This is a genomic window from Yoonia vestfoldensis (assembly GCF_002158905.1).
Taxonomy (GTDB): Bacteria; Pseudomonadota; Alphaproteobacteria; order Rhodobacterales; family Rhodobacteraceae; genus Yoonia; species Yoonia vestfoldensis_B.
In genome coordinates this window covers 2,300,544-2,319,233 of sequence record NZ_CP021431.1, presented here as the reverse complement: position 1 = coordinate 2,319,233, position 18,690 = coordinate 2,300,544, and the positions used below count along the sequence as shown (strand labels likewise).

General features: G+C 62.4%; 14 protein-coding genes and 2 pseudogenes. 5 read left to right on the top strand and 11 right to left on the bottom strand.

From position 1 onward, the window contains the following. The first annotated feature begins 2 nt into the window (after positions 1 to 2). Positions 3 to 1,214 (top strand): threonine ammonia-lyase, encoded by a 1,212-nt coding sequence (locus LOKVESSMR4R_RS11565; RefSeq protein ID WP_087208540.1) that lies wholly within the window; start codon positions 3 to 5, stop codon positions 1,212 to 1,214. Between the two features lie 67 nt (positions 1,215 to 1,281). On the opposite strand, the gene LOKVESSMR4R_RS11560 is transcribed toward LOKVESSMR4R_RS11565, so the two are convergent. The 9 genes and pseudogenes from LOKVESSMR4R_RS11560 to LOKVESSMR4R_RS11525 form a co-directional block, all read right to left on the bottom strand. Further along, positions 1,282 to 2,154 carry a dimethyl sulfoxide reductase anchor subunit family protein gene (locus tag LOKVESSMR4R_RS11560; RefSeq protein ID WP_087208538.1) on the bottom strand — a complete coding sequence of 291 codons (873 nt, stop codon included), beginning with the start codon at positions 2,152 to 2,154 and terminating at the stop codon, positions 1,282 to 1,284. Continuing rightward, positions 2,154 to 2,915, bottom strand: coding sequence for a 4Fe-4S dicluster domain-containing protein (locus LOKVESSMR4R_RS11555; protein ID WP_087208536.1), 762 nt, complete (start codon positions 2,913 to 2,915; stop codon positions 2,154 to 2,156). Before LOKVESSMR4R_RS11555 ends, LOKVESSMR4R_RS11560 begins: the two co-directional genes overlap by 1 nt. 95 nt (positions 2,916 to 3,010) lie before the next feature. Beyond that, entirely contained in the window at positions 3,011 to 3,139 is a 129-nt protein-coding gene (locus LOKVESSMR4R_RS20710; RefSeq protein WP_257790128.1) for a hypothetical protein, read from the bottom strand. Continuing rightward, entirely contained in the window at positions 3,121 to 5,946 is a 2,826-nt protein-coding gene (locus LOKVESSMR4R_RS11550; protein WP_087208534.1) for a molybdopterin oxidoreductase family protein, read from the bottom strand. The genes LOKVESSMR4R_RS20710 and LOKVESSMR4R_RS11550 overlap by 19 nt, the downstream gene beginning before the upstream one ends. Then, positions 5,936 to 7,018 (bottom strand): acetate/propionate family kinase, encoded by a 1,083-nt coding sequence (locus tag LOKVESSMR4R_RS11545; RefSeq protein WP_087208532.1) that lies wholly within the window; start codon positions 7,016 to 7,018, stop codon positions 5,936 to 5,938. The genes LOKVESSMR4R_RS11550 and LOKVESSMR4R_RS11545 overlap by 11 nt, the downstream gene beginning before the upstream one ends. Next, positions 7,015 to 7,953: a phosphate acyltransferase gene (locus LOKVESSMR4R_RS11540; protein ID WP_087213126.1), complete on the bottom strand. Its 939-nt coding sequence runs from the start codon at positions 7,951 to 7,953 to the stop codon at positions 7,015 to 7,017. The genes LOKVESSMR4R_RS11545 and LOKVESSMR4R_RS11540 overlap by 4 nt, the downstream gene beginning before the upstream one ends. Before the next feature lie 11 nt (positions 7,954 to 7,964). Then, positions 7,965 to 8,714 (bottom strand): TSUP family transporter, encoded by a 750-nt coding sequence (locus LOKVESSMR4R_RS11535; protein ID WP_087208530.1) that lies wholly within the window; start codon positions 8,712 to 8,714, stop codon positions 7,965 to 7,967. Continuing rightward, positions 8,711 to 10,483, bottom strand: coding sequence for a sulfoacetaldehyde acetyltransferase (gene xsc, locus LOKVESSMR4R_RS11530; RefSeq protein ID WP_087208528.1), 1,773 nt, complete (start codon positions 10,481 to 10,483; stop codon positions 8,711 to 8,713). The genes LOKVESSMR4R_RS11535 and xsc overlap by 4 nt, the downstream gene beginning before the upstream one ends. A 102-nt stretch (positions 10,484 to 10,585) precedes the next feature. Then, a pseudogene (locus LOKVESSMR4R_RS11525) lies at positions 10,586 to 11,113 on the bottom strand (aminotransferase class I/II-fold pyridoxal phosphate-dependent enzyme); the annotation flags it as partial. 81 nt (positions 11,114 to 11,194) lie between these two features. Between LOKVESSMR4R_RS11525 and LOKVESSMR4R_RS11520 the strand changes: the two are divergent. Beyond that, positions 11,195 to 12,370: an IS5 family transposase gene (locus LOKVESSMR4R_RS11520; RefSeq protein WP_087205670.1), complete on the top strand. Its 1,176-nt coding sequence runs from the start codon at positions 11,195 to 11,197 to the stop codon at positions 12,368 to 12,370. Between the two features lie 259 nt (positions 12,371 to 12,629). Here LOKVESSMR4R_RS11520 and LOKVESSMR4R_RS11515 read toward each other — a convergent pair. Continuing rightward, positions 12,630 to 13,577, bottom strand: a pseudogene (locus LOKVESSMR4R_RS11515) (PLP-dependent aminotransferase family protein); the annotation flags it as partial. Positions 13,578 to 13,637: 60 nt separating this feature from the next. Then, positions 13,638 to 15,020 (bottom strand): aspartate aminotransferase family protein, encoded by a 1,383-nt coding sequence (locus tag LOKVESSMR4R_RS11510; RefSeq protein WP_087208526.1) that lies wholly within the window; start codon positions 15,018 to 15,020, stop codon positions 13,638 to 13,640. 453 nt (positions 15,021 to 15,473) lie between these two features. Here LOKVESSMR4R_RS11510 and LOKVESSMR4R_RS11500 point away from each other — a divergent pair, with 453 nt between their 5' ends. Genes LOKVESSMR4R_RS11500 through LOKVESSMR4R_RS11490 form a run of 3 tightly spaced genes read left to right on the top strand, consistent with a single transcriptional unit; the run spans position 15,474 to position 18,679 of the window. Beyond that, positions 15,474 to 16,481 (top strand): ABC transporter substrate-binding protein, encoded by a 1,008-nt coding sequence (locus LOKVESSMR4R_RS11500; RefSeq protein WP_087208522.1) that lies wholly within the window; start codon positions 15,474 to 15,476, stop codon positions 16,479 to 16,481. Between the two features lie 60 nt (positions 16,482 to 16,541). Continuing rightward, on the top strand, positions 16,542 to 17,345 hold the full coding sequence (locus LOKVESSMR4R_RS11495; protein WP_087208520.1) for a taurine ABC transporter ATP-binding protein: 804 nt from the start codon (positions 16,542 to 16,544) through the stop codon (positions 17,343 to 17,345). Next, positions 17,345 to 18,679: an ABC transporter permease gene (locus LOKVESSMR4R_RS11490; protein WP_087208518.1), complete on the top strand. Its 1,335-nt coding sequence runs from the start codon at positions 17,345 to 17,347 to the stop codon at positions 18,677 to 18,679. The genes LOKVESSMR4R_RS11495 and LOKVESSMR4R_RS11490 overlap by 1 nt, the downstream gene beginning before the upstream one ends. The last annotated feature ends 11 nt before the right edge of the window (positions 18,680 to 18,690 follow it).

Genomic DNA, 18,690 nt, shown 5'->3' with positions numbered 1-18,690 from the left:
CGTTGGAACTGACCGCCGCCCTGATCACCCGGACCTATGCGGCAATCGCCCCCGCCACCATCCGCACCCCGATGATCCGGGCGACGCGGCTGTCGCATATGCTCGGGATCGATCTCTATCTCAAGCTTGAAAACCTCCAGCATACCAATGCGTTCAAGGCACGCGGCGCGCTGGCCAAATTGCTGACGCTGGATGCAGGCGCGCGCAAGGCGGGCGTGATCGCCTGTTCTGCGGGCAATCATGCGCAGGGCGTGGCCTATCACGCCACGCGGCTGGGCATCCCATCCACCATCGTGATGCCCGAAGGCACGCCCTTCAATAAGGTGCAGCGCACCGCCGATCTGGGGGCCGAGGTGGTGATCCATGGCGCGGGCTTTGACGACAGCGTGCAATTCACGCTGGATCTGGCGGCGCAAAAGGGGCTGACCTTTATCCATCCCTTTGACGATCCGGTGGTCGCGGCGGGCCAAGGCACGGTGGCATTGGAAATGCTCGAACAGGTGCCCGATCTTGATTGCATCGTGGTGCCCGTGGGCGGCGGCGGGTTGATCGCGGGCATGGCGGTGGCGGCGAAATCGGTCAATCCCGGCATCAGCGTGATCGGCGCGCAGGCGCATCTTTTCGACGCCGCCAAAGCCCAGATCGAAGGTTTCGCGCCGCATTTCGCCGGGGCCACATTGGCCGAAGGCATCGCCGTGCGCCAACCCGCCCCCGCCAATATCGCCGTGATCCGCGACCATGTCGCCCGGATCGACAGCGCCAGCGAAAGCGAGATCGAAAGCGCGGTTTTTGATCTTCTGAGCCACGAAAAACTGGTGGCCGAAGGTGCCGCCGGTGCGGGCCTTGCCGTGATCAAGGCCAATCTGGCGCAGTTCAAAGGGCAAAAACTCGGGCTGGTGATCTGCGGCGGCAATATCGATTCGCGGCTCTTGTCGACGCTGATCCTGCGCGGGCTGATGCGCGACGGGCGGATCACGCGGCTCGTGTTCGAAATCGACGACCGCCCTGGCCAGCTTGCCATGATCTCGCGGATCATCGGGGATGCGGGCGCCAATGTGATCGAGGTCATCCACCAGCGGATGATGCAAAGCGTCTCGCTGAAAAAAGCCGAACTCGAAATCGTGATCGAGGCCCGCGACCAACGCCATGTCGATGATATCACCGGCCTGTTGCGCGATGCGGGCCTATCGGTGCGCACGGCGCAAGACCTTTAACCGCATCTTCCGAGCATAAATATCCCGGGGGGCCCCGGATCTTGTCCGGGGCGGGGGCAGCGCCCCCTCAACGCTTGCCGTAATAGAACCCGACCACATGTTCAGCCTGCGCAAAGAACAGCCAGCGCAGCACCAGCACCCCCGCGATATGGCTGACCAGCGCCAGCGCGCCCCAGAGATGGCTGAATGGCAGCAGCAGAAAAAAGGCGGGCAGCACAAAGGCCAGTAGTGCTGCAATGACCCGCAGACGCTGCGCATGTTTGCGCCCCACCACATGGATGAATTCGCGCATCAGGTAATTGGTGCCGGTATGGGGTGGCTCAAAGGCGCGGACGGCACCGATATGGCCAAGCCCCGTGGCGCTGGCCATATCCGTGCCCGACCGCGCCAGCCGCGTATCGCCTGTGACCCATGCATAGACCTGCAAAGCGGCGGCAAGGCCCAGCAGCGCCAGCGTCTCTGTCACCTGACCGGCCAGCAAGGCCCCGCCGCCGATGGATAGCGTCAAAAACAGCGCAGGCGTGCTCCAATGCCGCCAGCGCGGCACGGTTTTCAGCTGCGCATAGATCATCGCGGTCGTGAAGACCGTCGCCAGCGCCCCCAGCGCGCCGATCCAGCCCAAGGGGGCCAGCACCGTGTCGAAAAACACCAGCCCCGCGCCGTAGACGGCCATGACCAGCAAGGTTGCGACAGCGGCAATGCCTTCGCGCGACAGCCAGCTGGTCTGCCATTGGCTGAAGGCCTTGATCGCACGTTCCGGCCGGCCAAGGTGAAAGGTCGAGGCAAGCAACCCGCCCACCGCCGCCAGATAGGCGATGGCAAACCAGATGAAGGCCATCAGCCCGCTGGGCGTGATCGCCCCGATGCCAAGCCAGAACAAAAGCCCAAAGCCGAGGCCCGAGAAGGTGGTGAAGATGATAACGGATGTCGCGGGATGCATTATTTCGCCCCTCCGGGCAGGGCCGACAGCGCCTTGTCCAGCCAATGCGCAAAGCCTTTGCCATCGGTGGCGACCGGTTCCAGAAACGGCGCCAGCACGTCATAGTCGGGCATCACATCCTTGGGCCGTGGCGGCAGGTATTTGTTGACGGGTTTTGTGCCTTGTTCGGGCATCAGGTCGAACCCGCCGCGCGCTGCGACCAGTTGCGACACATCCGAGGTTTCATCGCCCAGATCGCCGAAATGCCGCGCGCCAGCGGGACAGGTACGCACGCAGGCGGGCTCGCGGTCCTCCTCGGGCAGGTTTTCGTTGTAGATCCGATCAACGCAAAGCGTGCATTTCTTCATCACGCCGGCCTTGGCGTCGAGTTCGCGCGCGCCGTAAGGGCAGGCCCAGGCGCAAAGGCTGCATCCGATGCAGGCGCTTTCATTGACCAGTACGATCCCGTCCTCGGCCCGTTTATAGCTGGCCCCTGTCGGGCAGACCGTCACGCAGGGCGCGTCGTCGCAATGTAGGCAGGATTTGGGGAAATGGATCAGCTGGGCGCTGCCCATCTCGGGCTGGACTTCATAGGAATGGACGCGGTTCAGAAAGGTCCCGGACGGGTCCGCGCCGTAAGCGTCCTGATCCGACAAGGGCGCGCCGTAGTTTTCGGTATTCCAGCCTTTGCAGGAAATCACGCAGGCATGGCAGCCCACGCAGGTATCAAGGTCGATCACAAGGCCCAGTTTCTTGGCGGTGCTGGCGGGCAGTTGGGTCATATGCTTGGCCTATATTGTGGGGGCGCGCCTTTCTGGCGAAAGACGCGGCCTCCGGCGGGGATATTTGGGCTCGGAAGATGCGGGGGCATGGCGCTTTATCCGATGGGCGCGCGCGCGCTGGCATCCCATGTGGCGATAAACCAGATGAAGCTGCCGAGCGTCAGCGCCACGAAGAGGGCGATCAGCAGAAGGATTTGGCCTTTGGTCATTTGCGCGATGTCCATGCGATGTCTTTTGGCCCTTGCGGGACGGGGGATGAGATGGCGGGCAGGACGGGCTGGGCCTCGTTCGGCTGGGCTGATTTTTCGATTTTCACCCGCAGGTCGAACCAGGCGGCCTGGCCTGTGATGGGGTCCGAATTGGCCCAGCGCAGCCCGTCGCCGCGTGGCGGCAGAAGTTCGTGGATCAGGTGGTTGAGCAAGAACCCCTTGGTCGCCTCGGGGGCATGTTCGTCCAGCGCCCAAGCCCCTTTGCGTTTGCCGATGGCGTTCCATGTCCAGATCGTATTTTCGTTCAACGCCGCCTGATGGGCCACCGGCACGGTGATCGATCCATGCGCCGAGGTGACGCAGGCCCAGTCGCCGTCCTGAAATCCGTGCTGGTCCCATATCTTGGTCGGCAGATAGAGCGGGTTATGTCCGTGGATCTGCCGCAGCCAGGCGTTCTGGCTGCCCCAGGAATGATACATCGCCATCGGCCGCTGGGTTAGCGCGTGGATCGGATAGGCGGCGGGATCGACATGGCCATCCTCGAAGGGTGGATACCAGATCGGCAGCGGATCCATCGTGGCCTTGATCTGGCCGCGCAGATGATCGGGCGGCTGGCGGTGCCCATGCCCTTCGGCGGCGGCCTGGAATTTGCGCAAAGGTTCGACGTAAAGCTGGAAGATATAGGGCTGCACCACGTCGTAAAAGCCCATCTTGACCGCCCAATCCTGATAGGCCGCGTTGAAAGGTTTGTAATAGGCGCAGGTGTCGGGGACATGGCTGATCCAGAAGCCGCCATTGTCGATATAGCTTTGCAATTGATCGGGGTTGGCCGCGCCGCGCCCTTCATCCTTGCCATCCGCGCCGCGAAACCCGGCCAGCGGCCCGATGCCGGGGCGGCGGATGTGATTTGTGATGTAATCGGCGTAATCTTTGTATTTCGCACTGCCATCGTCATTCACGAACCCCGGCAGGCCCAGCCGCGCGCCCAGATCGCAGAGCACCGATTGGAACCCGCGCACATCGCGGTCGGGCGCGACAACCGGCCAGCGGATCGCATCGGCGACCCCGTCTGCCTCGCAGATCGGGCGGTCGAGCAAGCTGATGCAATCATGCCGTTCCAGATAGGTCGTGTCGGGCAGGATCAGATCGGCATAGGCCACCATTTCCGAGGAATAAGCATCCGAATAGATGATGCGCGGGATGACGTAATCGCCGTTGGCATCCGTATCGGTCAGCATCTTATGCACGCCGCCCAGATTCATGGACGAATTCCACGACATATTCGCCATATACATGAACAAAGTGTCGATCTTGTAGGGATCCCCCGCATGGGCATTGCTGATCACCATATGCATCAGCCCATGCGCCGACATCGGATTATCCCATGAAAACGCCTTGTCGATGCGGATCGGGCTGCCGTCATCATGCAACAGCAGGTCTTCGGGGCCTTGCACATAGCCCAGATGCGGCCCGTCAAGGGCGGCGCCCGCTGTTACCTTGCCATGCGGTTTGGGATGGGCCGTGGCGGGTTTGGGATAGGGCGGTTTGAACCGCATCCCGCCCGGCGTTTCCACCGCGCCAAGTATGATTTGCAGCATATGCAGCGCGCGGCAGGTCTGGAAACCGTTGGAATGGGCCGAAATGCCCCGCATCGCGTGGAAACTGACGGGGCGCCCGATCATCTGGGCGTGTTTCTTGCCGCGAAAATCGGTCCATTCCCGGTCAAGGATCACCGGTTCGTCAAAGGCCACCCGTGCCAGATCGGCGGCCAATGCGCGGATGCGCTGGGCGGGGATGCCGCAACGCTCGGCCACGGCCTCTGGCGCGTAAGCGGGATCAAGATAGCGGTCGGCCATCAGGTGAAAGACGGGCCGGTGCGTGATGCCTGCGGCGCGGTGGGTGGCGGCCAGATCAGGTTCCACGCCTTGCCCGTTCCAGGGCGCAAGCTGGCCTGTGCGCCGGTCGATCACTTGTGGCTGGCCTGCGGCATCGCGCAGGAACAGGCCGAATTGGTCGGATTTGGGGTCCTCGTTGATCAGCACAGAGGCATTGGTGAACCGCGCCAGATAATCCAGATCGACCTTGCCCGCCTGCATCAGGCAATGCACCAGCGCAAGGATGAACAACCCGTCGGTGCCGGGCGTGATGCCGACCCAATCGTCGGCCACGGCATTATATCCGGTGCGGATCGGGTTCACGCCGATGATCCGCGCGCCGCGGGCCTTGATCTTGCCAATGCCCATCTTGATCGGGTTGCTGTCGTGATCCTCGGCCACGCCGAACAGCATGAACAATTTCGTATGGTCCCAATCAGGCTGGCCGAATTCCCAGAAGGCCCCGCCCATCGTATAGATACCGGCGGCGGCCATATTCACCGAACAAAACCCGCCATGGGCCGCGTAATTGGGTGTGCCGAACCCTTGCGCCCAGAAACTGGTAAAGGATTGCGATTGGTCGCGGCCGGTGAAGAAGGCCAGTTTTTCAGGGTGGTTCGCGCGGATCGGGGCCAGCCAATCGGTGGCGGTCTGCAACGCCTCTTCCCAAGAGATTTCCTCGAACTGGCCCGAGCCGCGCGGGCCGGTGCGGCGCAAAGGCGCGCGCAGCCGTGACGGCGCATTATGCTGCATGATGCCTGCGGACCCTTTGGCGCAAAGCACGCCCTGGTTCACCGGATGGTCGCGGTTGCCTTCGATATAGGCGACCTTGCCATCCTTCATATGCACATTGATCCCGCAGCGGCAGGCGCACATATAGCAGGTCGTCTTGCGCACCTCGTCGGACACATGCGGCGATGTGTCAATCGGTGGCTGGTCAAGGGACATGGCTTGCTCCTTCGCGTGGCTGGTCTTGCGCCAACAGGGTCAGCGCATCGCGGGCGATCTGCTGTTCCTCGTCGGCGGCGATCACATGCTGGGGCACCTTACCAAGAAACGCCAGATGGTCCATGATCCGGCTGCGGATTTGCGGTGCATTTTCACCGATCCCGCCAGTAAAGGCCATGGCGTCAACGCCGCCCATCGCGACCACGGCCGATCCGGCCTGCCGCGCGGCCCAATAGCAGAAATGATCCACGGCAAAACGCGCGCCCTCGCTGTCCATGCGCAGCAATTGCGCCATGTCGCTGGTGCCGCCCAAGGCGCGCAACCCGCTGTGCCGGTTCAGGATATCGCCTGCCGCCGCGATCCCGTGGTCCTGCGCCAGTCGCAGCACGGCCATCCCGTCGATGCTGCCGCTGCGGCTGCCCATGACCAGCCCGTCAAGCGGGGAATACCCCATCGAGGAGGCCACGGATTTGCCCGCCTTGATCGCGCAAAGCGAGGCCCCATTGCCCAGATGGAAGGCCAAGAGCCGGTCCGGCAGCCTGTCGCCAAAGGATCGCACAAGGCCTTGATAGCTGAGCCCGTGAAACCCATAGCGCCGGATGCCCTTGGCGGTTTCCTGTGCGGGCAGGGCATAGCTGGTGGCGATGGCGGGGTTGGTCGCATGAAAGGCCGTGTCGAAACTGACATATTGCGGCAGGTCTGGCAGCGCCTTTGCAATCGCCGCGATACCCGCAAGGTTATGCGGATTATGCAGCGGTGCCAGCGCATTGCAGGCGGCGATCTGCGCGATCACTGCGGGGGTCACGCGGGCCGGGGCGGTCAGGTCCGCCCCGCCATGCACGATCCGGTGCGCGGCGGCGGTCAGGCGGTGGCCTTGGGGGACCAGCGCCGCAAGCAAGGCCGCCAAGGCGCTGGCATGGTCGGTGGCGCGGATCGGCTTGCTGTCTGTGCTATGTTTCAGCAGGCCATCGCCGCCGATCTCTGTCACCTCGCCCGCCGCAAGCCGCGTCAAGCCCCTGTCAAACAGCGCCACCTTGACTGAGGATGATCCGGCATTGACGACAAGGATCATGCCCGCATCCCCGCCGCGATCACACCCAGCGCCGCCGAGGCGATCCGGTCCTGTGCGGTCTGCGACCGGCTGGTCAGCATGATCGGCACTTTGGCCCCCAGCACGATGCCTGCCGCACAGCAGCCCATGCCCAGCGACATCAGCTTGGCCAGCGCGTTCCCCGCCGAGATGTCAGGCACCAGCATGATATCGGGCCTGCCCGAGACATCGGAGGCAAAGCCTTTCGCCACAGCCGCCGCGCGCGAAAAGATCAGATCAAGTGCCATCGGCCCCTCGACAATGGCATCGGGCAAGGCGGTTTTCGCCCAAGCCGCGATGATCGCCGCTTCGCCCGTCGAGGGGATCGCAGGCACCACATCTTCGGTCGGGGCCAGCAGGCCAACGCGCGGACAGGCGATCCCCAGCCTTTGCGCCAGCCGCACGGCATGGGACAGACAGGCCTGCCGCGTGGCGATATCGGGCGCGACATTCACCGCGGCATCGGTCAGCAACAAAGGCCGGTCCGCGCCGGGCATCGTCAGGTGGAACAGATGGCCGCAAAGGCTGTCCTTGTCGCGCAAACCCGCGCTGAAGGGCAGCAGAGCCTTGAGGAAAACAGACGTATGCAGCTGGCCTTTCATGATCGCATCAACCTGGCCTTTGCGGGCCATTTCGGCGGCTTTCTGGGCTGCCGCAGGCCCCGGCGCATGGATCACGGACAGGTCGGTGATGTCCCAGCCAATCGCCTCGGCGGTGGCGGCTATGCGGGGGTGATCACCGATCAGCACCGGCACGGCCAGCCCCAGACCCGCCGCCTCGCGCAGGCCTTGCAGCGGCTCTGCCCCGCCTGCATTGACCAAGGCGACGCGGGGGACGGGCAGGCGGCGCGCATGATCCAGCAGGCTTTGCGGGCAGCGCGCATGGGCCTGCGACAGAAAGGGGAAATCCTTTTGCATCACCGCGCCTTTCACATGACCAGCGCCCGGATCAGACCAAGCGCAGACAATAGCAGCAAGAGCAAGACCGCCGATTGCCGGAATGCTGCGGGCGAGGCCGCAAGAAACCGCCGCCCTCCCAGCCAGACGCCCAGCCCCAGGATCGGAAAGGCCAGCAGCGCGGCGATCACCGTGTCCCAAGTGACCAGACCCCCCATCCATAACAAGGGCAGGGTGATCAGGTCCAGCGCCGTCAGATAGACGATCATTGTCGCGCGGAATGTCGCAGCCTGCATCGGTTGCGCCGACAGAAAGGCCGCGACAGGCAGACCGCCGATCCCGGCGCTGTTGCACATGCCCGACAGGATACCGACGCTGCTGTGCCCCAGCGCGCCAATCCGGCGCTGCAACTGCCAGCCTGACAGCAACAGCAGCGCCATCAGCAGGATCACGCCGGAAATAGTAATGCGCGCGATATCTTCGCCCACCGACAGCAGCATGGCGACCGAAAACGGCAGCGCGATGGCCGCACCCAGCATCAACCAGCCGACACGGCGCCAGTCTATATGCGCCCGGATGCCGCGTGCCTGAAAGGCGGTCATCATGATCTCGCAGGCGAAAACCACGGGGATCAGCGGCAGCGGATTGGTCAACAAGGCGGCGAAGGCGATGAAGATCGCGGAAAACCCGAACCCCGAATACCCCCGCACAAAGGCCGCAGCCAAGAGCGCAAAGGCCAGCGCGACCGAGGTGCCGGGGTCAAAGCCGAAGGGCAAAGCTATTCTGCCGCCATATCGGCCGCATTGATGCCGGCGACGCGCACCGGCTTTTTCATCGCGTCGCGGCGGAACGGCTCGCCCAGTTCCTGGTTCAGGATCACTTCGATCAAGGTGGTGGTATTATTGTCCATCTGGTCGGTCATCGCGGTTTTCAGCGCATTTGTCAGCCCGTCCATTGTCGTGACCTGCACGCCTTTGAGACCACAAGCCTGCGCGATACCGGCATAGGATACTTTCATATCCAGTTCTGTGCCGACGAAATTATCGTCGAACCACAGGGTCGAATTGCGCTTTTCGGCACCCCATTGGTAGTTGCGGAACACGATCTGCGTGATCGCGGGCCATTCGTCGCGGCCGATGGCGGTCAGCTCATTGACCGAAATGCCAAAGGCCCCGTCACCGGCAAAGCCGATCACCGGCACATCCGGCTGGCCGATCTTGGCCCCGATGATCGCGGGCAGACCGTATCCGCAGGGCCCGAACAGACCGGGGGCGAGGTATTTGCGCCCTGTCGGAAAGCTGGGGTAGGCATTGCCGATGGCGCAATTATTGCCGATGTCAGAGCTGATGATCGCCTCCTCGGGCATTGCGGCCTGAATGGCGCGCCAGGCCTGACGCGGTGACATCCAGTCAGGGCGCGCCGCACGGGCACGTGCGTTCCATGTGGTGCCCGGATCATCCTGTTCATGGTCCAGCGAGGTCAGTTCCTGCGCCCAGGCCGATTTGGTCTGCGCGATCAGCGCACGGCGCTCGGCGCGGCCTGCATCGCCTGCGGTCTTTGCCAATTGGGCGCTGATGCCCTGCGCGACCTTGGCGGCATCACCGACGATGCCCACGGTGATTTTCTTGGTCAGCCCGATCCGGTCGGGATTGATATCGACCTGGATGATCTTGGCCTGCGTCGGCCAATAATCGATCCCATAGCCGGGCAGGGTGGAAAACGGGTTCAGCCGCGTGCCCAGCGCCAGCACCACATCGGCGCGGGCGATCAGCTCCATCCCGGCCTTGGACCCGTTATAGCCCAAGGGGCCAGCGAACAAAGGATGGCTGCCGGGGAAGGCGTCATTATGCTGATACCCCACGCAGACCGGCGCATCCAGCCGTTCGGCCAAAGCCCGCGACGCCGCGATCCCGCCTGCCGCCAGCACGACGCCTGCGCCATTCAGGATCACGGGGAATTTCGCCTCTGACAGCAGGGCGGCGGCCTTGGCGATGGAAACTGTCCCGCCGGGGCTGGTTTCGAATTCCACCGGCTGGGGGATGTCGATGTCGATCACCTGGGTCCAGAAATCGCGGGGGATGTTGATCTGGGCGGGCCCAGACAGGCGCTTGGCCTTGGCGATCACGCGCGCCAGCACTTCGCAGATGCGGGTCGGGTCGCGGACCTCTTCTTGATAGGCGACGCAATCCTTGAACAGGTTCATCTGTTCCATTTCCTGAAACCCGCCCTGGCCGATGGTCTTGTTGGCGGCTTGCGGTGTGACCAGCAGGCAGGGCGTGTGGTTCCAATAGGCGGTTTTCACGGCGGTGACGAAATTGGTGATCCCGGGGCCGTTCTGGGCGATCATCATAGACATCTCGCCGGTGGCGCGGGTATAGCCGTCGGCCATCATCCCGGCCGAGCCTTCATGCGCGCAATCCCAAAAGGTGATGCCAGCCGCCGGAAAGATATCGGAAATCGGCATCATGGCTGACCCGATAATGCCAAAGGCGTGGCGTATCCCATGCGCTTGCAGCGTTTTGACAAAGGCTTCTTCGGTGGTCATCTGCATGGGTTGCGTCCTTGAAAACGGGGAAAGATTTGCAGGGATCATAGGTCCAACTGGCAAGGCCGGTTAGGGCCAGTTGACCCCCGAGCCTAAGTCCAAGACCGGTCAACCGCCGCGTGCCAATGCCGCCGCGATCAGCGCCACGCCATCCCTGATCCGGGTCTCGGGGATCGAGGAATAGGCCAGCCGCAGATACTCGCTCGGCGGTGTCTTGGCGGCAAAGAACGGCGCGCCCGGTTCGACCAGCACGCCATCGGCCCGCAAGGCCAGCGCCAGCGCTGTCGTATCGGTCCCGTCCGGGGTGCGCACCCAGATCGATGATCCGCCCGATGTGTTTTGCCCCGCGACCGTCAACCCGTAATCCTGCAAGGCGCTGTGCAAGACCTGTCTGCGGTCGTGATAGGCGCGGCTCATCCGGCGGATCAGCGCGTCGTAATGGCCCAGCGACAGGTAATGGCTGACCGTGCGCTGGATATGGCCGGGCGGATGGCGCAGGACAGTGGCCCGCAGGGCGCGCGCCTCTTTGATGAACGGGGCCGGCCCGACCAGATAGCCAAGCCGCAATCCCGGAAACAGCGATTTCGAAAACGAGCCGACATAGATCACCCGCCCATACGGATCGAGCGATTTAACAGGCTGCTGAAAAAGTCGGGGCTCGACGCTGTTTCAAGAACATGATTCACCCTTGTTACGGCAGCGGTGGCGAGGGTGGCGATGCGTGGGACGGACAAAACGAGCGGTTCGCTGTTCAGCTATGTTGACCTTGAAGAGCGAATTCCTGCGGTTCATCCGCTTCGCAAGATCAGACAGATCGTGAACGATGCACTTACGAGCCTCGATGCCGATTTCGATGCGCTGTATACTGACTTTGGTCGCCCCTCGATTGCGCCTGAGCGCCTGATCCGGGCGAGCCTTCTCCAGATCCTGTTTTCGATCCGCTCCGAGCGGCAGTTGATGGAGCAGATGGATTACAACCTGCTGTTCCGCTGGTTTGTCGGCCTGGGCATCGACGACGCGGTGTGGGTTCCCACGGTGTTCAGCAAGAACCGCGACCGGCTACTGACCACCGAGATGTCGCGCAAGGTCATGGCCGCGATCCTCGCACACCCCGAGGTCAAGCCGCTGCTGTCGGACGAGCACTTCTCGGTCGACGGCACCCTGATCAAGGCGTGGGCTTCCATGAAGAGTTTCCAGCCGAAAGAATACGCCCCGCCGCCACAGGATGGTGATCCTGGTGGGCCTCCGCCACCGCCAACCGACGATACCGCACTGAACGCCGACCAGCCCCAGCCGACAGAGACCCAGCCGATGACCGATACGCCTCGCCAGCCCCGCAACGCAGAGGTAAACTTCCGGGGCGAGAAGCGCTCGAACGCCACTCATGCCTCGGTTACGGATCCGGATGCCCGCCTTTACAAGAAGGCCCCGGGCGCGGCGGCGATGCTTTGCTTCATGGGACATACACTGATGGAGAACCGCAATGGCTTCGTGGTGCAGGCAGAGTTGACCCACGCAGATGGGTATGGTGAGCGCAAGGCGGCCCTTGAGATGATCAACCGGCATTCACCGGGCTCGACCCGACGACTGACGCTTGGTGCGGACAAGGGATACGACAGTGCCGATTTCGTTGCTGAACTCAGGCGCATGGTTGTGACACCGCACGTCGCGCAGAAAGCCCGGCATTCCGCAATCGATGGACGGACCACCGGGCAGCCCGGCTACGCCCTGTCTCAGCGGCACCGCAAGAAGATCGAGGAACCGTTTGGTTGGGCAAAGACCGTCGGCGGCATGGCGCAGACCACGCTTCGCGGTGTTGAACGTGTCTGCGCCCGCTTCACGTTAACAATGGCAGCGAATAACCTGGCGCGCCTACCAAAGCTCTTGGCTTAGGAACCGCACAATGGAATACATTTACAGCGTATTGATCGACAAGAACTCAGGATCATGGACCGCGCGATGTCCAGCGATGGAGGAATTCGGAGCCAGAACCGGCGGAGAAACGAAGGAAGAAGCTCTGACCCATCTCCACGGCATACTTCTGATGATCTTGCTTGATCTTGAGGAAAAAGAGCTGGCGATACCAACCGACAAAATGGTCCTCAATGGCGCGAAAATTACCATCAACACAGGCACCGAATGAGTTTTTCAGCAGCCTGTTAAGCGAGGGCGAGGGCGGGCGCAGGAATGACATCTCGAATTCGTAATCATCCTCGACGATGATGAAATCCTGCGCCTCGGCCTGCGCGATCAGCGCCTTGCGCCGGTCAAGCGGCATTGTCGCCGCTGTAGGGCATTGGTGGCTGGGCGTGGTGAACAGCACATCAATATCATCCGGCAGCGCCGCGGGCGGCAAACCGTCCTGATCGACCGGCACGATGCTCAGATGGCAGCGCGATTGCGTCAGGATATTGCGCAAAGCGGGATAGCAAGGATCCTCGATCGCGGCGCGGCGGCGGTTGTTCAGCAGCACCTGCCCCGACAGCCAGAGCGCGTTCTGCGCGCCCATCGTGATCAGGATCTCATCGGGATTTGCCAGGATGCCGCGCCGTGGCAGGGTCTGGCGGCTGATGAAATCCACCAATTCGGGATCGTCGCCATCGTAATAATCAGATGTCAGCGCGCCGAAATCGCGCAGCCCCAAGGCCCGCAGGGCGCAAAGCCGCCAATTGGTGGTATCAAACAGCGTCCGGTCGGCCTGCCCATAGATGAAAGGATACCGGTAATTCGCCCAATCGGCCGGTTTTTCAAGGCTCAGCCCCGGCGTGAACCGCTGGCCGATGGCGCGGGTCCAATCCACCGTGCCAATCTGCGCCTGCGGGGCGGCAAAGGCGGGCGGTTCGGGCGCATTTTCCGAGACATAATAGCCCGACCGCCCGCGCGCTGTCAGGTAATCATCGGCGACCAGTTCGGTATAGGCCAGCGTCACGGTGATCCGGCTGACCCCCAGATGCTGCGCCATCATCCGCGAAGAGGGCAGGCGTTCCCCCGGCCGGAACCGGCCTGCAAGAATGCCTTGCGCGACCATCTGCTGGATCCGCGCCTGCAATGTGCCGATCGCACTGGGATCAAGGAAAAAGGTTTCGACGGAAATTGACATGCGCTGGCCCTAGAATCCGTCCAGACTGGACTTATCCCAGGGCCAAGGCAAGCGGCTGTTCTAGCCCAGAACGCGGGTGATGGCCTGATCCACGGCCTCGGTGATCTGGTTCAGATCATCCTGCGTCGCGATCAGCGAAGGCGCGAACAACAGCGTATTGTTGAACCCCGGCAGTGACCGGTTGGTCGCGCCGATGATGATACCCTGCGCCATGCAATCGGCCACGATGGCCTGCACTTTCTTTTCGTCCAGCGGTTCCTTGCTGTCGCGATCCGCGACCAGTTCGGCGCCTTGGAAAAGCCCCATGCCGCGCACGTCGCCGATCCATTTATGCTTGTCCATCAGCGCATGCAGATTGCCCGACAGATGCGCGCCCATCGCACGCGAATTGCCCAGCAGGTCTTCTTCTTCGATGATGCGCATGTTCTCGATCGCCGCCGCTGGCCCCGCCGTGCAGCCGCCAAAGGTGGAAATATCGCGGAAATAGGACAATTTGTCGGTGTCGTCCTTGAACATGTCGAAGACGGCATTGGTGGTCACGCAGCATGAAATCGCGGCATAGCCAGAGGCCACGCCCTTGGCCATGGTCACGATATCGGGCTGCACGCCGAATTGCTGATAGCCGAACCAAGCGCCGGTGCGGCCCAGACCGCAGACAACCTCGTCGATATGCAGCAGGATGTCGTATTTGCGGCAAAGTTCCTGCACGCGTTCCCAATAGCCGGGTGGCGGCACGATGATCCCGCCGCCTGCGGTGATCGGTTCCAGACAGAGCGCGCCAATCGTATCGGCCCCTTCGGCCAGGATCACATCCTCGATCGCCTTTGCAGCATTGGCTGCATATTCCTCGCCCAAGGTCCCGTCCTGAGAGCGGTATTCAAGGCAATGCGGCACGCGGATGAACCCCGGCACAAAGGGGCCGTATTGCGCATTGCGCTCGTCCTGCCCGCCTGCGGACAGGTTGGCGATGGTGGTGCCGTGGTAATCGCGTTCGCGGTAGAGGATCTTGGACTTCTTGCCGCCGTAATGTTTATGGCTGATCTGGCGGACCATCTTGAACGCCTTTTCATTCGCCTCGGACCCCGAGTTGGCGTAATAGACGCGGTCCAGCCCCGGCATCTTTTCGATCAGCATTTCGGCGAATTGCGCACCCGGAATGGTGCCAAGCGCGCCGCCGAAGAAACACATCTTGGTCACGGCGTCGGAAATGGCTTTGCCCATGCGTTCGCGGCCATAGCCGATATTGACGGTCCAGACGCCCCCCGACACGGCATCGATATGTTCCTTGCCCTTGATGTCCCAGACCCGCAGGCCGCGGCCTTCGACGATGATGCGCGGGTCGATGGTTTCATAGGCCTTGTGCTGGCTGATATGGTGCCAGACATGGGCGCGATCAGCCTCGACCACATGCCCGGGGTCGTTGGCAAAGTTCATTGTATCCATGTCCGGCGGCTCCGTTATGAGGAATGACAAAAGGGCTGTGCGAATCCAATACGCACAACGCCTTATTGGCAAGCAGTTTGACGTGTCTTTCAGCAGGTTCAATAGGGCCAGATCATTTGCATGAATAGGGCCAGATTGCGGGTGATGATCCTGCGCACAGGGCCGCGCAGGTGGATTAACGTGATGAAACGGCGGCATAAACCGCGCGGGCCGGGCGAAAAGAGCGTCCCGCAGCGGCTGTGACCGGCTGTTGCGTGATGATTGACGCAGATGCGGCATTTGCGTTCGCTTGACCTTGTCTGATGCGACAAGCTGCCTTGGCCCGCTTCAGGCGCGCTGTACCAAGACATCGCCATGCCCGGCAAGGGCGGTGCTGGGCGGCGCTTGTCAAAGCGGGATCAACCCGCGCCACGCAACGATCCGCATGCCGGATCGCAACACGGGAGACGAAAGATGACACTCAAGACATTGCTGAAAAGCGCGGCCGCGGCCGCAGCCGTCATGACCGGGACAGGCATGTCCCAGGCGCAGGCGGTCGATGAAATCACTATCGCCTATTTCCTTGAATGGCCGATGCCCTTTCAGTTCGCCAAGGTGAACGGCACCTATGACGCGGCTTTGGGCGTCAAGGTCAATTGGGTCAGTTTCGATGCGGGCACCGCGATGTCGGCGGCGATGGCCTCGGGCGATGTGCAGATGTCGGTCAGCCAGGGGGTGCCGCCTTTCGTGGTGGCGACCTCGGCGGGGCAGGATCTGCAGATCCTCGATGTGGCGGTCTCTTATGCGGATAACGACAATTGCGTCGTGGCCGCGGGGTTAGAGATCGATCAGACCACGGTGGGCGATCTGGCGGGCAAGAAAGTCGCCGTGCCCTTGGGCACCGCCGCGCATTACGGGTTTCTGCGCCAGATGGATCATTTCGGCATCGACCTTGCCTCGCTGGATGTCGTGAATATGGCACCGCCGGATGGTGCGGCGGCCATCGCCAATGGTCAGGTTGATATGGCCTGCGGTTGGGGCGGCTCGCTGCGCCGGATGAAGGAATTCGGCAATGTCTTGCTGACCGGCGCCGAAAAGGAGGCTTTGGGCATTCTGGTCTTTGACGTGACCACGGCCCCGGCCAGTTTCGTGGCGGAAAACCCCGATCTGGTCGCAGCCTTCCTGCAAGTCACCGCCGAGGCGAATGCCGCCTGGAACGACGGGTCCATGGTCGAAGACATGCTGCCCGTCATCGCCCAAGATGCCGGGATGAGCATCGAGACCGCCCGCGACACGATGGCGACTTTCGTCTTTCCGGCCGTGTCTGACCAATTGTCAGACGCCTGGCTGGGGGCCAATGCCCCGACCTTCATGAAAGGCGTGGCGGATGTGTTCGTGGACAGCGGATCAATCCCCTCGGCGCTGGATAGCTATGCCGATACGGTCAACCTTGGCCCGCTGCGGGCTGTCGGCGACATGTAAGCCAGCCGTCACTGGCGCGTCGATCTGGGCGCGCCCGTGACCCGGACAAGGGACCAATCAATGTCAGGATTACAGATCGACCGTTTGTCGATGCGTTTTGATTTGCCCAATGGCACATCGGTGCAGGCGTTGCAGGATGTCTCGCTGGATCTGAAAGCGGGCGAATTGCTGTCGGTGCTGGGGCCTTCGGGCTGTGGCAAGACCACGCTTTTGAACATCGTGGCGGGGTTTCTGGCCCCCACGGACGGGCAGATCGTGCTGAACGGCCAGCGCGTGCGCGGACCGGGGGCCGAACGGGGCATGGTGTTCCAGCAAGGGGCCTTGTTCGAATGGATGAACGTGCGCCAGAACGTGGGCTTTGGCCCCGCGATGAAAGGCATGGCCAAGGCGCAAAAGGCCGAGATCGTCGATCACCTGCTCGACGTGGTCGGCTTGCAGGATTTCAAGGATAAGGCGGTCTATGAATTATCGGGCGGCATGCAACAGCGTGTGGCGCTGGCGCGCTGTCTGGCCAATGATCCCGATGTGATCTTGATGGATGAACCCTTGGGCGCGCTGGATGCGCTGACGCGCGAAAAGATGCAGGGGCTGGTGCTCAAGCTGTGGAAAGAGACCGGCAAGACCATCATCCTGATCACCCATTCCGTCGAAGAGGCGCTGCTTTTGGGCGAACGCCTGCTGGTCATGGCCCCGCGTCCGGGGCGGATACATACCGAATACCGCCTGCCATTCGCTGAAATGGGCGTGGGCCGCGACCTGCGCGAGGTCAAGAAACACCCCGATTTCGCCGCCCGCCGCGAAGAAATCCTGTCGATGATCTGGGACATGGAAGAGGAAATCATGGGCCGGACGGAGAGTGTGTGATGGAAATTCTTGGCAATCTGGGCGCAGAGCTTTGGGCGGTGCTGCGCACCATTGCGCGCGCCTTGCCTTATCTGGTCGGCTATGTGGCGCTGGTGCTGGCGACGCTGCTGATCTGGACATGGATCAAGCGGCTGCTGCGGCCCCGGCGTGATTATACATCACTCAAGACCGTGACCTTCGGCGATGAAAGCGCGGTCAGCTCGAATTTTGTGGCCTCGGTCGTGTCGGTCGTGCTGATCTTTGTCTTCTGGGCGGCCTTTACCGGATCGCGGCTCTTGCCAGAGGTGCTGCATGCGCCGGGCCCGTTCATCGGCACGGGCAGCTTTAGCTATACGATCACCACGCCCAGTGGCGAAACCGATGACGCCATGGTGCAGGTGCTGGTCCATCCGGTTGGCGCGACGGCCACGGCACCGCAGGTTGATCCGGGTGACGGGATCGCCAAGAACGATTCCACCACGATTGCCGCCTACCGGACACAGCTGCTGCGGGTGGATGAAAACGATGAAATGGGCCGCGCCGAGGAGACGTTTATCACCGCTGTTGACGGCCAGAACATCGCGCCCGGCGCGGCGGTGGATGTGGCCTTTGGGCGGGTGGCGATGTCGGAACGCGGCACGCTGAACATCATCCCCGCAACGGGCCTGCAGATGGAACCGATCTGGCTGCCCGCGCCCGAAACCGTCTGGGCGCGCATGACCGAGATCGCGACGGCGGGATATCGCAATTCCACCTTGGCCGAGCATCTGGGCTATTCGCTGTTCCGGGTGGTCGTGGGCTTTGCGCTGGGGGCTTTGGTCGGCATTCCACTGGGCTATGCGATGGGGCTGTCGAACTGGTTTCGCGGCTGGTTTGACCCGATTGTCGAATTCATGCGGCCGGTCCCGCCGCTGGCCTTGATCCCGCTGGTCATCATCTGGGCGGGCATCGGCGAGACCGGCAAGATCATCTTGCTGTTTCTGGCCGCACTCTGGATCATGGCGATTGCCGCGCGCTCGGGTGTGTCGGGCGTGCGGATATCAAAGGTCCATGCGGCCTATAGCCTTGGCGCGTCCAAATGGCAGATCATGCGCCATGTGATCATACCCAATTCCCTGCCCGAGATTTTTACCGGCGCGCGTGTCGCGATGGGGGTCTGCTGGGGCACGGTGGTGGCCGCTGAACTGGTCGCGGCGGAAAAGGGCGTGGGGATGATGATCATGGTCGCCTCGCAATTTCAAAGCACCGATATCGTCTTGATGGGGATCATCCTGATCGGGGTCATCGGCTTTGGGATCGATATGCTGATCCGCTGGGCCGAACGTCTGCTGGTGCCGTGGAAGGGCCGGGGCTAGCGGTGCAGGCT

Bases quoted from the DNA above. Each gene is read 5' to 3' on its own strand.
- LOKVESSMR4R_RS11545 (WP_087208532.1), bottom strand. From the start codon at position 7,018: ATGATCCTTGTCGTCAATGCCGGATCATCCTCAGTCAAGGTGGCGCTG.
- LOKVESSMR4R_RS11560 (WP_087208538.1), bottom strand. From the start codon at position 2,154: ATGCATCCCGCGACATCCGTTATCATCTTCACCACCTTCTCGGGCCTC.
- LOKVESSMR4R_RS11555 (WP_087208536.1), bottom strand. From the start codon at position 2,915: ATGACCCAACTGCCCGCCAGCACCGCCAAGAAACTGGGCCTTGTGATC.
- LOKVESSMR4R_RS20710 (WP_257790128.1), bottom strand. From the start codon at position 3,139: ATGGACATCGCGCAAATGACCAAAGGCCAAATCCTTCTGCTGATCGCC.
- LOKVESSMR4R_RS11500 (WP_087208522.1), top strand. From the start codon at position 15,474: ATGACACTCAAGACATTGCTGAAAAGCGCGGCCGCGGCCGCAGCCGTC.
- LOKVESSMR4R_RS11510 (WP_087208526.1), bottom strand. From the start codon at position 15,020: ATGGATACAATGAACTTTGCCAACGACCCCGGGCATGTGGTCGAGGCT.
- LOKVESSMR4R_RS11550 (WP_087208534.1), bottom strand. From the start codon at position 5,946: ATGTCCCTTGACCAGCCACCGATTGACACATCGCCGCATGTGTCCGAC.
- xsc (WP_087208528.1), bottom strand. From the start codon at position 10,483: ATGCAGATGACCACCGAAGAAGCCTTTGTCAAAACGCTGCAAGCGCAT.
- LOKVESSMR4R_RS11540 (WP_087213126.1), bottom strand. From the start codon at position 7,953: ATGCAAAAGGATTTCCCCTTTCTGTCGCAGGCCCATGCGCGCTGCCCG.
- LOKVESSMR4R_RS11520 (WP_087205670.1), top strand. From the start codon at position 11,195: ATGCGTGGGACGGACAAAACGAGCGGTTCGCTGTTCAGCTATGTTGAC.
- LOKVESSMR4R_RS11495 (WP_087208520.1), top strand. From the start codon at position 16,542: ATGTCAGGATTACAGATCGACCGTTTGTCGATGCGTTTTGATTTGCCC.
- LOKVESSMR4R_RS11490 (WP_087208518.1), top strand. From the start codon at position 17,345: ATGGAAATTCTTGGCAATCTGGGCGCAGAGCTTTGGGCGGTGCTGCGC.